Raw genomic sequence first — 18,889 nt, forward strand, 5'->3', positions numbered from 1 at the left:
AAATTCCCTCAGATGGGCCCCCCCAGATGAGGGGGGGCAGAGCATGTCGCGCAAAACTGTGCAGCGGTTTTGCGATAACGACATGCGTAAAAACAAAGAGCTAAAGCGGGAAGAGCGAATCTGAAGATCGCGACGCGCTTTAGGGATTGATTATGCGCAATTGAACGGCCCGGGAGGCGGCCGCCGAAATGGTGGCGCATCCAAGCTTGAAGCGGGCGGTCTTCAGATAATCGCGCGTGGTGTGTTCCGATATCCCGAGAATCACCGAAATATCCTTGTAATCCTTGCCGAGCGCCGTCCAGTGCAGACACTCGATTTCGCGCGGCGACAGTGACGGCACCGGATCGTTCTCGCCATGCAGTTCGTAGACGGCCTTGCGGTGGATGAGATGGGCGATCTCGATCCATTCGTTGCGGCAGCGGCGGACGAGTTCGGTCCATTGCTCGACCGGTATCCGGGCATTCAGCGACAGGAGGGCGCGGCGCTGCGCCTTGTCGGCGACGGGAATGGAGTAGCCGTTGCCGCCGATGCCGTGCTTCTGGGCGTCGACCAGCATGGCATAGGCCTCCGGCGTCGGCTCGACCTCGCTCCAGTCGAAGGGCAGCTGGCGTTCGAAGCCCTGCTTGACGATAGGATCGACCTTCACATAGCTGTTCAGCAGGTAACGGGAGACCCAGGCATCCGGGTAGGTGGTGCGCACGAAGGGCGAATCGATCTTGCTCGCGATCGTCTGGGCGAGATGGTAGGTGACGAAATCGAGGCCATATTCAGCCTGGAGAATGCGGATGGCGGCATCCACATTGGCTGCAGCCTTGATCTGTTCGAAAGCGGACTCGAACTTTTCGCTATAGGTATTCTCAATCATTTCCACTGCCCCAATCCCCTCAATCCTACCGCGAGGGCCGTCATAAATACAAGGCATCCCCACATATGCGGGGAATGACAATCCGGGTTCCATCTGCTAGCGCCTGTCATGAGGAGACCTCATATGGACAGCAAGAGACCATTCGAGATTGCCGAATGCCAACAGGCGGCCAAGGGCCTGAAATCCAGCTGGCAGGACATGGCGGGCTCCGAAGCGCTGATCCGCGCGCTCGTTGCCGAACGCAACGGCGACAGGCCGCTGGCGCTGTTCTGGACCGAGGTTCACCGGGCGCTCTGCCAGGAAACCAACGCCTTCTGACAATCAGCCTTGCGGAGGAACGGCTCAGGCTTTTTCTCCTTGGCTCAACAACGCACCCCGGGCGAGACGGCCAGGAAATCCCGCCGCCCTTCTATATAATTATCGATGAACACGTCTTCATTCTTGTCGCGATTCGATTCTACGATGAAAGCGCTGGACGGCGACGTTTCCGAATTCATGGTTAAGAAATCCCGTTCATTTCATTGATCTGTGCCAAAATCGCTTGACGGCGTGTTTGCGGCAGGAGCAATGGTGTTTGTGGAAACGGTTACACTCCGATGGCCTATGGCAGCGCTGATGCAGAAACGTTTCGGATGGCATCCCCGATGTGTGAAATGGCCCGATGTGTGAAATGGTCCGATGTGTGAAATGGAATGACTGAAAAGCGCGTGCATCTGGTCTTCAAGACCCATCTCGATATCGGCTTTACCGACCATGCCGAGAAAGTCCGCCGGCAATATCACGAGCGCTTCATTCCGCAGGCGATCGAAACGGCCAAGCATTTTCATGCCGAAAATTCCGACGAGCCGAAATTCATCTGGACGACGGGCGCCTGGCTGATCTGGGATCATCTGAATTCGCGCTCTGCGGGAGAGGTCGCAGCGCTGGAACAGGCGATCGAGTGCGGGCTGATCCGCTGGCACGGGCTGCCGTTCACCACCCATACGGAGCTGATGTCGCCGGATCTCTTTCGGGCCGGGCTTTCCTATTCGCAGGACCTCGACCGGCGCTTCGGCAAGACGACGATCGCGGCGAAGATGACCGATGTGCCCGGCCATACGCTCGGCATGGTGCCGCTGCTATCAGAGGCGGGCATCCGCTTCCTGCATCTCGGCGTCAATACGGCCTCACCGCCGCCTGACGTGCCCGACATCTTCCGCTGGCGGGCGCCAGGCGGCGAGGAGGTGGTCGTCATGTACCAGCGCTCCTATGGCGAGACCTGTTTCCCAGACGGTTTCGAGGACGGGCTAAGCTTTGCCCATACCAACGACAATATGGGGCCGCAGAGCGTGCCGCAGACGGCCGAGGCCTATCGCGAATTACGCGCCCGTGAGCCGGATGCGATCATCCGCGCAGCGACGCTCGAGGATTACGGCGCCATTCTCTGGAGGGAGCGTGAGCGTTTCCCTGTTGTCGAGCTGGAACTCGGCGACAGCTGGATCCATGGCAGCGGCAGCGATCCGGTGAAGACGGCGCGGTTTCTCGCGCTGCAGCGGCTCTACGACCGCTTCGCGGCGGATGGGCTCGACGCGCGACGTCTCGCCTTCGGGCGCGGACTGGCGATGGTGGCCGAACATACCTGCGGCGTCGATATCAAATCCTATTTGCGCGACGATAAGGCGTGGTCGCGGGCCGATTTCGAGGCAGCACGCCGATCCGATTATCGCTTCGCCTATACCGAAGCCTCATGGGACGAGCAGCGGGCCTATCTCGACCAGGCGGTCTCGCAGCTCGACGAGACGGACCGGAAGTCAGCGCAGAGCGTACTTGCCGAACTTGCCACGCCTGCCGTCATCAAGGGCGGTGGGCGGGAGCTTCGCCTGCAGACCGGTGGCTGGTCGATCGCGCTCGACGGTGCGAGCGGCGATGTGGCCGAAATCACCTCACCCTCCGGCCGGACGATCTCCGGCTGCGACGGCTCGCTGATCGCCTATCGATATGAGAGCTACGATGCCGGCGACGTTATCAGCCACATGGAGACCTACCTGACCCATCGCCAGGAATGGGCGGTGCTCGACCATGACAAACCGGGGCTTGCCCGGTCGGGGGCCGCACTTTCGAAGGTGTTTCTGCCGGCGCTGGAAGCGACGCAAGAGGCGGGCATCCTTCTCTCGATGCAGGCCGAGGCCGTGCAGAATTATGGCGCGCCGCCGCATGTGATGCTGCATTTCACCGCCGAGGGCGATCGCCTCGACCTCAGCCTGACATTGCATGACAAGCCGGCCAACCGCATGCCGGAGGCAAGCTTTCTTTCCTTCACGCCTGATGGTGCCGGGGACTGGAATTTCCGCAAGATGGGCCTCTGGCACCGATCTGGGAATATTGTGACAAGCGGCGGGGGACAATTGCAGGCGGTGACATCAGCACGCGGTGATCTTGCCGATGGCCCGCTGACGATCGAAACCTTCGATGCGCCGCTGGTTGCGCCGCAAAGCTCGGATTTCATGACGTTTTGCAGGACGCTGCCGGATTTTACCGCCGGCATCCGCTTCAATCTGCACAACAATAAGTGGGGAACCAATTTCCCCATGTGGTGGCAGGGAGATTTTCAGGCGCGCTTCCGGCTCAGGCTCGATTGAGCCGCTCGATCCGCAAGCGGCCCGGCCGATGTGAGAAAAGATTCAGCCGACGTTTGCGGTTCGGTTGAACCAGCCGGCGCGTGGCGCTTCGGGCCGCTGCGGCTTGGGGCGAAACTTCACCAGCACCTCGCGGCCATCGGAGGAGGCCTGCGTGCGCTCCAGCGAGTCGCGTTCGGCAACTGCCTGGCGCCAGTGCTCGTCGTCGCGCCCATTTGGCCGGCCGCGTTCCTCCCAAATCGCGTAAGCTCTTTTGCTGATCCATTCGTGGCGTCTGTCGCTCATCTATCCATTCCATTCATCAAAATTGTTATTCGGCAATTCTGTCCTGCAGAACCGGCGGCCGGCGCTTGGCTGCCATCAGCAGGTCGAGTTCGATCGAGGAGGGCCCGAAACGGGTAAACAGGCTTTCTGCCTGCTCGCCGCGCAGGCCATATTTGGAGGCGAATTCGTCAAGGCTATAGGGGCGGCCGCGCAGGATCTTGCTTCGGCGCTCCGGTTCACGGATTTGCGTCATTGGTGATAACCCCAGTGTGTTTTGCGAATGTGAGAACAAAACAAATTACAAAGACAAAAGTTCCGTGAATTATCAGGGTTTTTTCGCCTCGCCGTGCCATTCCGGAGCGATCTCAGGCGGATGGCATAGATTTTTAAGGCTGGTGTGCGCGGAGAAAATTTCGTCTAAAACACGCAAGAATATCAGCGTGTTATGGAATTCGCTTCCGCGGCGGCGGATAAATGGGCTTTACCCCGGCGCGTTACTCTATAGAATCAATAGTGTTATTCGGTTCGCAGGGGCAGCAAAACGTTCCGTTCCCCGCGTTGGCGCGACCGATACCGGAGGACTTTGGCTTCAACCCATCAAGAGGAGACAGACATGATGAATGCACTGCCGCCACTTCATGACGGCCACGCGCCGTTCAACCTCCAGCAGCTGTTTCGTGAAGCGCTCTATGCCTTCGAGGAATGGGACAGCGAATTGACCGAACCGATCGTGACCCACGAAGGACGGGTCATCCCCATCAGCTTCGTTTTCGAAGCCATGCGCGAATGCACCGACATCGTGCCGATGAACATCGTCGGCGCCGTCACCGAACGGCTGACCAAGCCGTGGGAGGGCGAAGGCCCGCTCGACCAGATGACCTTCTCGACGGCGGCGCGCGTCATGCGCGTCCTGGTGCGCAAGCGACTTCTCGTCACTGGGGCTGCGGATCTCGTTGCCGTTTCGGCCCACGCGTCCGAAGACCAGGGCCGCGACTGATAGGGTGAGGATCGCGGCCATGGCTGCGATCCTTTTCCGCTTTTTGGCGGAACCTCGCTCATTCCCAGCCGTTTAATTCGGCAGGCACAGCCCGCTACTACAGCGCCCTTTTCGAGAGTCGCAAAGGGCGCTGTAGCACTTTGAATTGCTGCATAATCTATCCTTAAATCGATCCCGATCTAAGAGTTATGCAGTGGTGACGGGCGAGGAATGAGCACCATGCTAAAATCTATTGTTCATGAAATCATGGGTACACCCAGGCGTGAGCCTGAGCTTCCGCAATCGCTCGAGCAGTTTCGCGACAGGAAGCGGGTGCTGATCATCTTCGCCGATGCGCAAGATGACCGCGCGCTCATCCAGGACGAATGGCTGCGCAAGGCGCATATGCGCTTGATCGAGGAAGACGTCGAGGTGTTCAGCATTGCCGGCGGCGGCGCGTTTGCGCTGTTCGACGATGACTGGGAACTTGATGCCGACGATATTCGCGATCGGCTGCAGGGACCGCCATCCGGCGAGTTTGGGCTGATCCTGATCGGACGCGACGGAACCGTTAAGCTGCGCTCGAGCGAGCCGATGAGCGCCGAGGATATCTTCGCAGCTTTTGAGATGTTGCCGAAGAAGACGCCTTGGTAGTGTTTCGAGAGTCCGTTTGAAGCGGCGGGCGGTGGAGCATCCGCGCCCGCAACCTTTGCATGCTCAGAGTTCGAAGGCTTCCTTGAGGCCGAGGCTCTTGCGTTCGCGCAGGTCAAGATCGGCCTCGATATGGGCGATGTGATGCAGCATCAGCTGGCAGGCGCGGTCGAGTTCGTCGGCTTCGATCGCCGAGATAATGTCACCATGTTCGGAATGGCCGCAGCTCGATGCGGTCGACTGCCCGTAGAGCGCAATCACCAGCGACGAGCGGGCGACGAGTTCCTCCATGAAGCGCTGCATGATCGAATTTCCCGATATGACTGCCAGCGTCAGATGAAAATCGCCCGATGCCTTGATTTCAGCGCGGCGCGCGGTCTGACCACGCTCGCTCATCAGGCGGCCTTCTTCCAGCAGAAGCTGTCGCAGATGAGTAATATCGTCAGGCGTGATCCGTGCCGCTGCCTCGCGCAATATGCCTGGTTCGACCAAGCGGCGGGCGGAAAAGATCTGGCGAGCCTCTTCCGGCGAGGGATAGGCGACGAAGGCGCCGCGGTTTTTCTCGACGCTGACGAGGCCTTCATAGGAGAGCGCCTGCAGGGCGGCGCGGGCAAGCGTGCGGCTGACGTTGAAGAGATTGCCGACATCGCTTTCCGAAAGCTTGGTGCCGGGCGAGAGCCTGCGCTCGACGATCGCTTCGCGAATGGCATCGCGGATCTGTTGCGCGCCGGTATCTGTGGAGTCTTCGGCCTGCTGAGCCTTGGCGGCGGATTTCATGAAATTTACTTCCTGATGGTCGGCAAACCATATCCGGCTTCGCGCCAAAGTTAAACAGAATTTGTGCCCGAAACAGCGGCCAGATTGTATACGATGTTTTGCACAAATTGAGCACGATAGCCTAAATCATGTGCAGATAGCGACGCGCCTATAATTTGCTCTCTTAACTGCAGTTTTGATAAAATCGTTATTTCGCAATGGCTTGCTGCAGGCAACGGAGTCTGGCACGGCAGATGCATCGTCTTTTCCAAACAGGGGAAGGCATGATGTCGAAAGCGGCAGAGATCGATATAGTATCCGTTTCGAAGGTCTATGGCGCGACGACGGCGGTCCATGCGATCAGCCTGAAGATCCCCGCCGGCTCCTATTGCTGCTTCCTCGGCCCGTCGGGCTGCGGCAAGACTTCGACGCTGCGCATGATCGCCGGCCACGAGAGCATTTCGTCGGGCGATATCCGTCTCGGCAATGTCGTCGTTACCGATTTTCCGCCGGCCAGGCGCGGCACGGCGATGATGTTCCAGTCCTACGCGCTCTTCCCGCATCTCGATTTGATCGACAACGTCGCCTTCAGCCTGAAGATGAAAGGCGTCGATAAGCAGGAGCGGCAGGCCAAGGCACTCGAGATGCTCAAGCTGATGCAGATGGAGGCCTATGCCAACAGGCGTCCGGCCCAGCTTTCCGGCGGCCAGCAACAGCGCGTGGCGCTGGCGCGCGCGCTGATCACCGATCCGGAAGCGCTGCTGCTCGACGAGCCGCTATCGGCGCTCGATCCGTTCCTGAAGATCCGCATGCGCGCCGAACTCAAGAAACTGCAGAAGTCGCTCGGCATCACCTTCGTGCACGTCACCCACAGCCAGGAAGAGGCGATGGCGCTCGCCGACGTCATCGTCATCATGAATGACGGTCGGATCGAGCAGGCGGCAGCCCCGCGCGAAGTCTTCGAGCGGCCGGCGACGGCCTTCGTCGCGCGGTTCATGGGCGACCACAACGTGTTGTCCGGCCGGGTGACTTCGAGCGAGAACGGCGTGCTCGTCATGACCGTGCCTGAGGGGCAGAGTTTTTCCGTGCGCGGAACGGGCAGGGAAGTCGGCGAGCCCGTCGACATCGGCATCCGCACCGATCGCGTGCGCCTGGAGGTGGCGACCGAGTGGACACTCGGCTTCGACGGCATCGTCTCCAACATCGAATATCGCGGCTCTTCCGTGAAAATCACCGTTATCGGCGCCGGCAGCGACGACTTCACCGTCATTGCCGAGGACGGCGACTATTTCGCCCGGCCGGTCGCCGTCGGCGATGCCGTTTCGCTCAGTTGGGCGCTCGAGGATGCCGTGCTTCTCGGCCGCTCTTCCGCATGAGCCATCACCATCAAGAACACTGAACCTTCCATATCCAAGAAAAGGGGAACTGACATGACGACTGAAACGACATCGACCAAGGCGGAGAAGGGTCTTTCCCGCCGCACGCTGCTGAAGACGGGTGCTGCCGCCGTCGGCGCCATCGCCGGCTCCGGCGCCATCACCGGCTTTCCCACCATCTGGGCGCAGACGAACATCACGCTTCGCCAGTTCGGCACCGGCGTTTCGAACATCAATGCCATTGCCGAGAAGTGCAAAGCCGATCTCGGCATCACGCTGGAGATGACGGCGACCGATTCAGACGCCGCCGCCCAGCGCGCCGTCACTCAGCCTGACAGCTACGACATTGCCGACATCGAATATTGGATCGCCAAGAAGGTGTTCCCGACCGGCGTCATGCAGCCGATGGACGTCAAAAAGCTGAAATATTACGACAAGATCGTGCCGCTGTTCATCAACGGCAAGCTGAAGGCAGACAGCGTCATCGCCCAAGGCACGGCGCCGCACACGGTCGGTTTCGTCGAAGCGCAGGATTCCAAGAAGTTCGCCAAGGAGGCGACGCAGTGGATGACAATGGTTCCGACCATCTACAATGCCGACACGCTCGGCATCCGTCCTGATCTCACTGGCCGTCCGATCACCAGCTGGGCGGACATTCTCGATCCGGCCTTCAAGGGCAAGACCGCGATCCTCAATATCCCGTCGATCGGCATCATGGATGCGGCGATGATCATGGAAGCCTCCGGCAAGATCAAATATGCCGACAAGGGCAACATGACGAAGGAAGAAATCGACAAGACGATCGAATTCCTCATCAAGGCCAAGGGCGACGGTCAGTTCCGCGCCTTCTGGAAGAGCTTCGACGAGTCGGTGAACCTGATGGCGTCGGGCGAAGTCGTTATCCAGTCGATGTGGTCTCCGGCCGTCGCCGCCGTCCGCTCGAAGGGCATCGCCTGCACCTTCCAGCCGCTCAAGGAAGGCTACCGCGCCTGGGGCGGCGGTCTTGGCCTTGCCTCGCACCTCAAGGGCGCGCAGCTCGATGCCGCCTATGAATACATCAACTGGTACACGTCGGGCTGGGTCGGCGGCTACCTCAACCGCCAGGGCTATTATTCCGCCTGCATGGACACTGCCAAGCAATTCATGTCGGCCGACGAATGGGGCTACTGGATCGAGGGTAAGCCGGCTGCCGGCGACATCCTGTCTCCCGAGGGCAAGGTGATGGAAAAGGCCGGCGCCGTTCGCGACGGCGGCTCCTTCGAAGCCCGCATGGGTGCTGTCGCCTGCTGGAACTCCGTCATGGACGAGGACCGCTACATGGTCCGCCGCTGGAACGAGTTCATCGCAGCCTGATCTCCGCTGAGAGGGCGGCAGCTACTGTCTTTCGCTAACGCTTAAGACGTCGCTTCACTCCGCCCCCTCATCCGACCCTTCGGGCCACCTTCTCCCCGCTGAGGAGAAGAGGGAGTCCGTGGCCGCGTCGTTAGACAAAATCAAGGTTCGCGGTGGCCTAGGCGCTGCCGCGAATCTCTTCTCCCCAGCGGGGGTCCGAAGGACGGGGCGAGACCAGTGGCTCGACCCAGCAAGGGTGCCGGCAGGCGGATGAGGGGGCGGCACGCACCGTCGTTCCACTTGACGTAATCAGAACGGAGAACCGGATATGGCGACCATCGCAGCGGAAACGGAGGAGGATGGCCAGGGCGCGCGCGGCGGGCGCGGACTGAAGCTTTCCCCATCGGCGATATCCTATCTCCAGGCGACGCCGCTGTTCGTCATTCTCGGCTTGTTCTTCCTGCTGCCGATCGCCATGATCGCGGTCGTCAGCTTCTGGGACTACGATTTTGCCGGTCTCTATCCCGATTTCCTGACGATGAACTACACCGACACGCTCGGTTCGTGGGTGACGTGGAAGATCTATCTCAACACGCTGAAATTCACCGCGATCGTCTGGGCGCTGACGCTCGTCATCGGTTTCTGGGTCGCCTATTTCCTGGCCTTCCACATCCGCAAGACGTCGACGCAGATGATCCTCTTTCTTGTCTGCACCGTGCCGTTCATGACGTCGAACATCATCCGCATGATTTCGTGGATCCCGGTGCTTGGGCGCAACGGCCTCGTCAACTCGACGCTGATCAAGATGGGCATCATCCCGCAGCCGATCGAATGGCTGCTCTATTCCGATTTCGCCGTCGTGCTCGCCATGGTGCATCTCTACACGCTGTTCATGGTGACGCCGATCTTCAACACGCTGATGCGCATCGACCGGTCGCTGTTCGAGGCGGCGCGCGATGCCGGCGCCTCCGGCTGGCAGGTGCTTTGGAACGTCGTCATCCCGCTTGCCAAACCCGGCATGGCGATCGGTACGATCTTCGTCGTGACGCTTGTGATGGCTGACTTTTCGACGGTGCAGGTGATGTCCGGCGGACAGAGCGCCTCGGTGGCGCTGATGATGAAGAACCAGATGTCGCTGCTGCAATATCCGGCCGCTGCCGCCAACGCCGTGGTGCTGCTTGCGGTGGTGCTGTTGATGGTCGCGGCCATCCTGCGTGTCGTCGATATCCGCAAGGAGCTTTGAGATGAACCACGAAAAACGCGGCCTGGAATTCTACCTGCTGGCGCTCTTCTTCATCATCTTCGTTCTGTTTCTCTACGGCCCGCTTTCGGCGATCCTGATCCTCTCCTTCCAGGGGCCGGATGGCGGCCTGACTTTCCCGATGAACGGCGTTTCCACGCACTGGTTCTTCAATCTGTTCGAGAAGCAGGCGGTCGGCGATTTTGGCGCCTCGTTCCGGCGCTCCTTCACCCTCGGGCTGATGGTGATGGCGGTGACCGTTGTCGTCTCGCTGCTCGCCGGCCTTGCCTTCCGCCGCCGTTTCCGGGGTTCGACCGCGCTGTTCTACGCTACGGTCGCCAGCCTCGTCGTGCCGTCGATCATCATATCGCTCGGCATCGGCGTCGTCTTCCAGGAGGGAGGGCTGAAGCCCGCCTGGTATTCGTCGGCCTTCGGCGCGCATCTGACCTGGACACTGCCCTTCGGCGTGCTGATCATGTTTGCCGTCTTCAACCGCTTTTCGCCGGCCTATGAAGAGGCGGCGCGCGACCTTGGCGCGAGCTCCTGGCAGACGTTCCGCCATGTCGTGCTGCCGATGATCGCGCCGAGCCTCGTCGGCGTCGGCCTGTTCGGCTTCACGCTCTCTTACGACGAATTCGCCCGCACGCTGATGACATCAGGCACCTACAACACGCTGCCGCTCGAAATCTACGGCATGACGACCAACGTCACGACGCCGGTGCTCTACGCGCTCGGCACGGTGACGACGCTGTTTTCCTTCACCATCATTCTCATCGCGCTCGGCATCATGACGATGCTCAGCCGGCGGCAGGCAAAGATAAACTGACATGCGCATCCTCATCGTCAATCCGAACACCACGGCCTCCATGACCGAGAAGGCCGCCACCGCCGCGCGAGCGGTGGCGGCATCCGGCACGGAGATCATCGCGGCCACCTCGCGCATGGGGCCGGTTTCCATCGAGGGGCACTACGACGGGGCCTTAGCAATCCCCGGTCTGCTCGCGGAACTCAAGGAGCGGCAGGGTGTGGGCTACGACGCGGCTGTTATCGCCTGTTTCGACGATACCGGGCTCGAAGCGGCGCGAACCTTTGCCGATGTGCCGATCCTCGGGCTTTGCGAATCCGCCGTGGTGACGGCGGGCTTCCTGGCACAGCGCTTCACCGTGGTGACGACACTGGAGCGCTCGCGGGTGCTGATCGACAATCTGGTGCGCCGCTACGGCATGGGCGACCGCGGCAAGGTGCGCGCCTCCGACATCCCCGTGCTGGAGCTCGAAGATGCGGCCTCGGGCGCGATCGGCAAGCTCAGGGCCGAGATCGAGCTGGCGCTTTTAGAAGACGGCGCCGAGGCGATCGTGCTCGGCTGCGCCGGCATGACCGATCTGGCGCGCGAGCTGCAGGAGATCTACGGTGTGCCTGTCGTCGATGGCGTCGCGGCCGCCGTCAAGCAGGCCGAAGCGCTGGTGTCGCTCGGGCTTTCCACCAGCAAGCGCGGCTCCTACGCCTCGCCGCTGCCGAAACCCTTCACCGGGGCGATGAGCGGTTTCTCGCCGGTCCTGAAGGTCGGCTGAACCGATGTCCGTCTCTTTCGATTTCAAGCAGCTCACCGAGCGCGAACGCTACAAGCTGATGATCGGCACGATCATCCCGCGCCCGATCGCGCTGGTGACGACGATCGACGAGAATGGCCGGATCAACGCCGCGCCCTTCAGTTTCTTCAACTGCCTTTCGGCCGATCCGCCGATTCTTGCGATCGGGGTCGAGAACAATGCCGACATGTCGTTCAAGGACACTGGCCACAATATCCGCATGACCGAAGTGTTCACGGTCAATATCGTCTCCTTGGCGATCGCCGAGGCGATGCATGTCTGCGGCGCCAGATATCCGCGCGGCGTCGACGAGTTGAAGGAAGCCGGCCTGACGGCGATGCCGGGTGAGAAGGTGGCCTCGCCCTTCATCGCCGAGGCGCCGGCCGCCTTCGAATGCAAGCGGCACGTGACGCTGGAGCTCGGCCGCTCGCGGCAGATCGTCATGGGTGAGATCGTTTACGCACATTACCGCGACGGGGTGGTCGATCCTGAACGGCTGCACGTCGATCCGGCCGCAGTCGATGCCATTGCGAGGCTCGGCGGCGATACCTGCGCCACCATCCGCGACCGTTTCGAGATGCTGACGCCGAAGCTCTGACATCAGGGGTAGACCCAAGTTTTGCTTTACTTTTTCTCTTCTGATGAGAATGGTCTGCAGCAAATCATTGCAGGAGAGGGCGCCCATCATGACAATCGAGAACGATCTCAGCCGGATCGCGGAGCAGGAGAAAGCGCTGAGCTTCGACGCCTTCGACCTGACGACGGCATGGCAGCTCGGCAAGCTCTTGCAGGAACTCGCCACCGAGCGCGGCCTCGGCATCGCGATCGACGTGACCCTGCATTCGATGCCCGTTTTTTATGCGGCACTCCCGGGTGCGACACCCGACAACGCCAACTGGGTCCGCCGCAAGCGCAACATGGTGCTGCGTTATTTCCGCAGCAGCTATGCCTCCGGCCTGAAGCTGCAGAAGGACGGCAAGACGGTCGAGGATAACGGGCTTGATGGCGCCGACTATGCGCCGCATGGCGGCAGTTTCCCAATCAATCTCAAGGGTACCGGCTGCATCGGTGCCGTCACCGTCTCAGGACTGCCGCAGCGTGACGACCACAATCTCGCCGTCGAGGCGCTGGCGCTGATGCTTGCCAAGGATCTGGATACGCTGCGGCTCGCCCCGCCGCTTTGATGCGGTCGCTCTGATGTCGTCGCTTTCGCCGTAATTTTGACAGAAAAAAGCCATGAAAACTGCAAAATCGTGCCGCCTCTCCGGTGACGCGGCCTTGTCCTGCGGCTAAGCTGCGGCATCGCACTCCTCATCCTACCCGGGACGCCATGATCCGCTTGTTTCTTGCGCTTGCCGCCACCATCGGCTTCGGCCTTTTCCTTGCCTCCTGCAACACGCTGTCCAAGGAGGAATGCGTCGCTGCAGACTGGCGGGTGATCGGCGAGAGCGACGGCGCGGCGGGCCACGAGCCGCAACAGCGCTTCGCCGCACATGCGAAATCCTGCGAGCGGGTCAAGATCGTGCCCGATCAGACGATTTGGTTTCAGGGGTATCAGGCAGGTCTCGTGCGCTATTGCACGCCGCTTAGCGGGCTTGCGCGCGGCCAGGCAGGTAGCGGATACGCCAATGTCTGCCCACCCGAGACCGCGCCCGGTTTCCTGCGCGGCTTCGGTCTCGGCAGCAAGCAGCACGAGCTGCAGACGCGCCTCAGCTCGATGCAGAACGACTACAGTTTCAAGGAGACCAGCATCGACGAGCTCTCCGACAAGCTGAGGGATGCCAAGGACGGTGACCGGTCGGAACTGCGCCGGCGGATCGAGGATCTGGAGGACGACCTGCACGACATCCGCCGCGACCAGCGCGACGTGCAGGACGATCTCGACCGCATCAACGAGGATGTCGAATGGTTCCAGCGGAACCCGAGCGCCGAGCTGCCGGCGCCGGGCTACTGATCCCCGGCCTTAGAGTTGCCGCCGGCCTCGGCGATGCCTTTCGTCAGGCTGCCCGTGGCCGGGAAGAGCGGGATGAGGCAGGCCTGCAACGCATGATAGATATCGCCCTTGCCGGGGAACAGCGAGTGCGAGGGAACGAGATCTTCCGTCAGCTCCTCGTGCCAGCCGCCGTTCTTGTGGTCGATGAAAGCGCGTTCGATCACGTTCCAGATCTTGCGATAGCTCTCCTCATGGAAATCGCTCGGCAGGTGCTCGTTGAGGAAATGCGCGGCAGCCGCACCTTCGCAGGCTGGCCACCAGAGCTTGTTGCGCTTGGCGGGCTTGTCGTCCCAACCGAGCGTATAGAAGAAGCCGCCCTTGTCGTTGTCCCAGCCGAGCGCCATGGATTGCGCAAACAGCGCCTTGGCCGCATCCGGCATCCACTCGATCCGTTTGCCGCCGAGCGCCCAGAGCTGCAGGATGAGGCGGGTCCATTCCAGCCAGTGGCCGGGAGTCGTGCCGGCCGGGCGGAACATTTCGTTCGGGTGATAGTAATTCTTGTCGAGATTCCATTCGGCATCGAAATGCTCGGCGACGCGCCAGTCGACCGAACCGGCCGCGCGGCGGATGACGAGATCGGCGATGCTTTCGGCCTTGGTCAGATATTCCCTGTCGCCGGTGGCCTCGAAGGCCGCCATCAGCGCTTCGGTCAGGTGCATGTTGGAGTTCTGGCCGCGATAGGTGCCGCCATCGAGCGGCTGCCAGTCGGCCGTGAATTCCTCGGCAATCGCGCCGTGTTTGGCTTCCCAGAACTTGGTGTTGAGGATCTCGGTGATATCGGCGAGCATGCCGTCGGCAAGTGGATGACCGATCGTCTTTGCGGATGAGGCGGCGAGCAGCACGAAAGCATGGCCATAGCCCTGCTTGTTGGAATCAGCGGGACCATCATTGTTGAGCGACCAGAAATAGCCGCCATTTTTCCGGTCGCGATGATGGTTCCAGATATAGTCCATGCCGTGGTCGACGACGTCGGAGGCTCCGGGACGGCCGAGCAAAGCGCCGATCGAGAAGCAATGCACGGCGCGCGCGGCGATATGGATGCCGCGAACCTGGCCATCGGCGTCGAGAGGCCCGCCTTCGTCGTCGAGATCGTAGAAGCCGCCCTTGGGGTTGACCGAATTGTGCTGGAAAAAATCGAAGAGACCATTCGCTTGGGTCAGCAGCCAGCCGCGGTGATAGGCGCGGGTCGTCCAGTTTCCAAGCACGGCGTTGCCGGTTGCGGGTGCCATGATGCTCCTCCGATTTCGTGCACAAAGCGTTGTAAACGCCTATATAGGCGTCGTGCGAGTCTGTCATCCGGCGAGATTTGCAAAGCACGAAATCGATAGGCATATATTGACATAAAGATATCTTTATGTGATTTGGACTATCTGGTCTTATGACGTCAAGGAGCCTTCCCGTGTTTGACAATCTCTTTGGTCCGGAAACGGGCAAGCGTGACGGCAGTGAAGTGTTCGCAGCTTTGAGACAAGCCGCGAGCGAACGCATCCTTGTTCTCGACGGCGCCATGGGCACGCAGATCCAGGGGCTTGGCTATGATGAAGACCAGTTCCGCGGAACGCGTTTCATTGGCTGCGCCTGTCACCAGAAGGGCAATAACGACCTTCTGATCCTGACCCAGCCGGACGCGATCGAAGAGATCCATTACAGATACGCCAAGGCCGGCGCCGATATTCTCGAGACCAACACCTTCTCCTCGACCCGCATCGCGCAGGCCGATTACGAGATGGAAGGTGCGGTCTACGACCTGAACAAGGAAGGTGCCGAGATCGTGCGCCGGGCAGCACAGCGCGCCGAGCGTGAGGATGGCCGCCGCCGCTTCGTCGCCGGCGCCATCGGGCCGACCAACCGCACCGCCTCGATTTCGCCCGACGTCAACAATCCCGGTTTTCGCGCCGTGACCTTCGACGATCTGCGTTCCGCCTATGGCGAGCAGATCGACGGGCTGATCGACGGTGGCGCCGACATCATCCTCATCGAGACGATCTTCGACACGCTGAACGCCAAGGCTGCGATCTTCGCCTGCGAGGAGCGCTTCGAGGCCAAGGGCGTGCGCCTGCCTGTGATGATCTCGGGCACGATCACCGATCTTTCCGGCCGCACACTGTCCGGCCAGACGCCGTCGGCTTTCTGGAATTCCGTGCGCCATGCCAATCCCTTCACGATCGGGCTCAACTGCGCGCTCGGCGCCAATGCGATGCGCCCGCACCTGCAGGAGCTTTCGGGTGTTGCCGACACCTTCATCTGCGCCTATCCGAATGCCGGCCTGCCGAACGAGTTCGGCCAGTATGACGAAACGCCGGAGCTGATGGCGGCGCAGATCGATGGCTTCGCCCGCGAGGGTCTGGTCAACATCGTCGGCGGCTGCTGCGGCTCGACGCCCGAGCATATCAAGGCGATCGCCGAGACCGTCGCCAAATACAAGCCACGGCCGATTCCCGAGCATCGCCCCTTCATGTCGCTGTCGGGTCTCGAACCCTTTGAACTGACCAAGGATATTCCCTTCGTCAATGTCGGCGAGCGCACCAACGTCACCGGCTCGGCCCGCTTCCGCAAACTGATCACCAACGCCGATTTCACCGCAGCGCTCGATGTCGCCCGTGACCAGGTCGAGAACGGCGCCCAGGTGATCGACATCAACATGGACGAAGGCCTGATCGATTCCGAAAAGGCGATGGTCGAGTTCCTCAACCTGATCGCCGCGGAGCCTGACATCGCGCGTGTGCCTGTCATGATCGACTCGTCGAAGTTCTCGATCATCGAATCCGGCCTGAAGCGCGTCCAGGGCAAGCCGATCGTCAACTCGATCTCGCTGAAGGAAGGCGAAGAGAATTTCCTCGCCCAGGCGCGGCTGCTGCACAATTACGGCGCTGCCGTCGTCGTCATGGCCTTCGACGAGACGGGGCAGGCGGACAGCTACGAGCGCAAGGTGGATATCTGCACACGCGCCTATAAGCTGCTGACCGAAAAGATCGGCTACCCGCCCGAGGACATCATCTTCGATCCGAATATCTTCGCGGTCGCGACCGGCATCGAAGAGCACAATAATTACGGCGTCGACTTCATCGAGGCGACGCGGACGATCCGCGAGCGCATGCCGCTGGTGCATATTTCGGGCGGTGTCTCGAACCTCTCCTTCTCGTTCCGCGGCAACGAGCCGGTGCGCGAGGCGATGCACGCCGTGTTCCTCTACCACGCCATCCAGGCGGGCATGGACATGGGCATCGTCAATGCCGGCCAGCTTGCCGTCTATGACAATATCGATCCCGAGCTGCGCGAGGCCTGCGAGGACGTGGTGCTGAACCGTCGTCCTGATGGTACCGAGCGGCTGCTTGAAGTGGCGGAGAAGTTCCGTGGCGGCGCTGCACGCGAAGGCCGCGTCCAGGATCTTTCCTGGCGCGAATGGAGCGTCGAGAAACGTCTCGAGCACGCGCTGGTCAACGGCATCACCGAATATATCGAGGCCGATACCGAAGAGGCGCGCCTGCAGGCCGCCCGGCCGCTGCACGTCATCGAAGGACCGCTGATGGCCGGCATGAATGTCGTCGGCGATCTGTTCGGCTCGGGCAAGATGTTCCTGCCGCAGGTGGTCAAGTCGGCGCGTGTGATGAAGCAGGCGGTGGCCGTGCTGCTGCCCTACATGGAAGAGGAAAAGCGCCTCAACGGCGGCGATGAACGCCGGTCCGCCGGCAAGATCCTGATGGCGACGGTCAAGGGCGACGTGCACGATATCGGCAAGAACATCGTCGGCGTCGTGCTTGCCTGCAACAATTACGAGATCGTCGACCTCGGCGTCATGGTGCCGGCGACGAAGATTCTCGAGACGGCCATTGCCGAGAAGGTCGACGTCATCGGCCTCTCCGGCCTGATCACGCCGTCGCTCGACGAGATGGTGCATGTTGCAGCCGAGATGGAGCGCCAGGGTTTCGAGATCCCGCTGCTGATCGGCGGGGCGACGACCAGCCGCGTGCATACGGCCGTGAAGATCCATCCGGGCTACAATAAGGGGCAGACGGTTTATGTGACCGATGCCAGCCGCGCCGTCGGCGTCGTCTCGGCTCTGCTGTCGCCGGAGAGCCGCCAGGGCTATGTCGATGACGTAAGAGCCGAATATGCCAAGGTGGCGGCCGCCCATGCACGCAGCGAGGCCGAGAAGGTGCGCCTGCCGTTGCCCCGGGCGCGCGAGAATGCGCACAAGATCGACTGGTCCGCCCACCAGCCGGTGAAGCCGCAATTCTTCGGCACGCGAGTGTTCGAGGATTACGATCTGGCCGAGCTTGCCAAATACATCGACTGGACGCCGTTCTTCCAGACCTGGGAGTTGCGCGGCCGCTACCCGGCCATTCTCGAAGACGAGAAGCAGGGCGAGGCAGCGCGTGCGCTCTGGGCCGATGCGCAGGCGATGCTGAAGAAGATCATCGACGAGAAGTGGTTCCGCCCGCGCGCCGTCATCGGCTTCTGGCCGGCCGGCGCCGTTGGTGACGACATCCGCCTGTTCACGGACGAGAGCCGCAGCCAAGAACTCGCCACCTTCTACACGCTGCGCCAGCAGCTTTCCAAACGGGACGGGCGGCCGAACGTGGCGCTTTCCGATTTCGTGGCGCCGCTCTCAAGCGGTGTGCAGGATTATGTCGGCGGCTTCGTGGTGACGGCCGGTATCGAGGAAATCGCCATCGCCGAACGTTTCGCGCGGGCGAACGACGATTATTCCTCGATCCTTGTCAAGGCGCTGGCCGACCGCTTCGCCGAAGCTTTTGCCGAACGTATGCACGAGCAGGTGCGGCGCGAATACTGGGGCTATGCCAAGGACGAGACGCTCAGCAAGGAGGATCTCATTACCGAAGCCTATGCCGGCATCCGCCCAGCACCCGGTTATCCCGCCCAGCCCGATCACACGGAAAAGGCAACGCTCTTCAAGCTGCTCGATGCTGAAAAAGCCGCCGGCGTGAAGCTGACGGAGAGTTATGCGATGTGGCCGGGTTCCTCGGTCTCCGGCCTCTATATCGGCCATCCCGACTCCTATTATTTCGGCGTCGCCAAGGTGGAGCGCGATCAGGTGGAGGATTATGCGGCCCGCAAGGATATGGCGGTTTCCGAAGTCGAGCGTTGGCTCGGGCCGGTGCTGAACTACGTGCCGCGCAAGACCGAAACCGAGATCGAGGATGCGGCGTAAGCGGCCGCTTGGCGTCGTCCGCTGATAAAGTGATTCAAGAAACGAGGAAGCCGGAAAGT

The 18,889-nt window shown here is 61.2% G+C and carries 18 protein-coding genes; 13 read left to right on the plus strand and 5 right to left on the minus strand.

Annotated features, from left to right (window positions below):
- Positions 1-139 precede the first annotated feature (139 nt).
- Complete coding sequence (locus tag HX898_RS00650) at positions 140-865, minus strand: LuxR family transcriptional regulator (RefSeq protein WP_138330463.1); 726 nt, start codon at positions 863-865, stop codon at positions 140-142.
- Positions 866-988: 123 nt separating this feature from the next.
- Here HX898_RS00650 and HX898_RS00655 point away from each other — a divergent pair, with 123 nt between their 5' ends.
- Both HX898_RS00655 and HX898_RS00660 read left to right on the plus strand, forming a co-directional pair.
- Positions 989-1,183, plus strand: a complete 195-nt coding sequence (locus HX898_RS00655) for a hypothetical protein (RefSeq protein ID WP_018242928.1) — start codon at positions 989-991, stop codon at positions 1,181-1,183.
- A 374-nt stretch (positions 1,184-1,557) separates the two neighbouring features.
- Positions 1,558-3,483 carry a DUF5054 domain-containing protein gene (locus HX898_RS00660; protein ID WP_180193715.1) on the plus strand — a complete coding sequence of 642 codons (1,926 nt, stop codon included), beginning with the start codon at positions 1,558-1,560 and terminating at the stop codon, positions 3,481-3,483.
- A gap of 42 nt (positions 3,484-3,525) precedes the next feature.
- On the opposite strand, the gene HX898_RS00665 is transcribed toward HX898_RS00660, so the two are convergent.
- Entirely contained in the window at positions 3,526-3,765 is a 240-nt protein-coding gene (locus HX898_RS00665; protein ID WP_180193716.1) for a DUF2934 domain-containing protein, read from the minus strand.
- A 25-nt stretch (positions 3,766-3,790) separates the two neighbouring features.
- Positions 3,791-3,997 carry a hypothetical protein gene (locus HX898_RS00670; protein WP_129419795.1) on the minus strand — a complete coding sequence of 69 codons (207 nt, stop codon included), beginning with the start codon at positions 3,995-3,997 and terminating at the stop codon, positions 3,791-3,793.
- Positions 3,998-4,357: 360 nt separating this feature from the next.
- Here HX898_RS00670 and HX898_RS00675 point away from each other — a divergent pair, with 360 nt between their 5' ends.
- Together HX898_RS00675 and HX898_RS00680 are read left to right on the plus strand one after the other, a co-directional pair.
- A complete protein-coding gene (locus tag HX898_RS00675; RefSeq protein WP_129419796.1) occupies positions 4,358-4,741 on the plus strand; it encodes a hypothetical protein in 384 nt (127 codons plus the stop codon).
- A gap of 219 nt (positions 4,742-4,960) precedes the next feature.
- Positions 4,961-5,374, plus strand: coding sequence for a DUF4174 domain-containing protein (locus HX898_RS00680; protein ID WP_129419797.1), 414 nt, complete (start codon positions 4,961-4,963; stop codon positions 5,372-5,374).
- A 63-nt stretch (positions 5,375-5,437) separates the two neighbouring features.
- On the opposite strand, the gene HX898_RS00685 is transcribed toward HX898_RS00680, so the two are convergent.
- On the minus strand, positions 5,438-6,148 hold the full coding sequence (locus tag HX898_RS00685; RefSeq protein ID WP_180193717.1) for a GntR family transcriptional regulator: 711 nt from the start codon (positions 6,146-6,148) through the stop codon (positions 5,438-5,440).
- Positions 6,149-6,414: 266 nt separating this feature from the next.
- On the opposite strand from HX898_RS00685, the gene HX898_RS00690 reads away from it, so the two are divergent.
- The 8 genes from HX898_RS00690 to HX898_RS00725 all read left to right on the plus strand — a co-directional run bounded on the left by HX898_RS00690 (position 6,415) and on the right by HX898_RS00725 (position 13,618).
- Positions 6,415-7,503, plus strand: a complete 1,089-nt coding sequence (locus HX898_RS00690) for an ABC transporter ATP-binding protein (RefSeq protein WP_138387038.1) — start codon at positions 6,415-6,417, stop codon at positions 7,501-7,503.
- Between the two features lie 54 nt (positions 7,504-7,557).
- Positions 7,558-8,856, plus strand: coding sequence for a PotD/PotF family extracellular solute-binding protein (locus HX898_RS00695; protein WP_138330469.1), 1,299 nt, complete (start codon positions 7,558-7,560; stop codon positions 8,854-8,856).
- 307 nt (positions 8,857-9,163) lie between these two features.
- Entirely contained in the window at positions 9,164-10,078 is a 915-nt protein-coding gene (locus HX898_RS00700; RefSeq protein WP_027664196.1) for an ABC transporter permease, read from the plus strand.
- A gap of 1 nt (position 10,079) precedes the next feature.
- Positions 10,080-10,901, plus strand: a complete 822-nt coding sequence (locus HX898_RS00705; protein ID WP_138387039.1) for an ABC transporter permease — start codon at positions 10,080-10,082, stop codon at positions 10,899-10,901.
- Position 10,902: 1 nt separating this feature from the next.
- Complete coding sequence (locus HX898_RS00710) at positions 10,903-11,646, plus strand: aspartate/glutamate racemase family protein (RefSeq protein WP_180193718.1); 744 nt, start codon at positions 10,903-10,905, stop codon at positions 11,644-11,646.
- A gap of 4 nt (positions 11,647-11,650) precedes the next feature.
- Complete coding sequence (locus HX898_RS00715) at positions 11,651-12,262, plus strand: flavin reductase family protein (RefSeq protein ID WP_180193719.1); 612 nt, start codon at positions 11,651-11,653, stop codon at positions 12,260-12,262.
- A gap of 88 nt (positions 12,263-12,350) precedes the next feature.
- Complete coding sequence (locus HX898_RS00720) at positions 12,351-12,848, plus strand: heme-degrading domain-containing protein (RefSeq protein ID WP_180193720.1); 498 nt, start codon at positions 12,351-12,353, stop codon at positions 12,846-12,848.
- A 146-nt stretch (positions 12,849-12,994) separates the two neighbouring features.
- Entirely contained in the window at positions 12,995-13,618 is a 624-nt protein-coding gene (locus HX898_RS00725; RefSeq protein WP_138330474.1) for a DUF2799 domain-containing protein, read from the plus strand.
- Here HX898_RS00725 and HX898_RS00730 read toward each other — a convergent pair.
- The gene (locus tag HX898_RS00730) at positions 13,612-14,886 is read right to left on the minus strand and encodes an AGE family epimerase/isomerase (protein WP_180193721.1); all 1,275 of its coding nucleotides are present in this window, start codon (positions 14,884-14,886) and stop codon (positions 13,612-13,614) included. The two genes, HX898_RS00725 and HX898_RS00730, sit on opposite strands and share 7 nt — an antisense overlap.
- Positions 14,887-15,056: 170 nt before the next feature.
- On the opposite strand from HX898_RS00730, the gene metH reads away from it, so the two are divergent.
- Positions 15,057-18,830, plus strand: coding sequence for a methionine synthase (metH, locus tag HX898_RS00735; protein ID WP_180193722.1), 3,774 nt, complete (start codon positions 15,057-15,059; stop codon positions 18,828-18,830).
- Positions 18,831-18,889: the final 59 nt, after the last annotated feature.

It is taken from the genome of Rhizobium sp. WYCCWR 11128 (assembly GCF_013416305.1).
Lineage (GTDB): Bacteria > Pseudomonadota > Alphaproteobacteria > Rhizobiales > Rhizobiaceae > Rhizobium > Rhizobium indicum.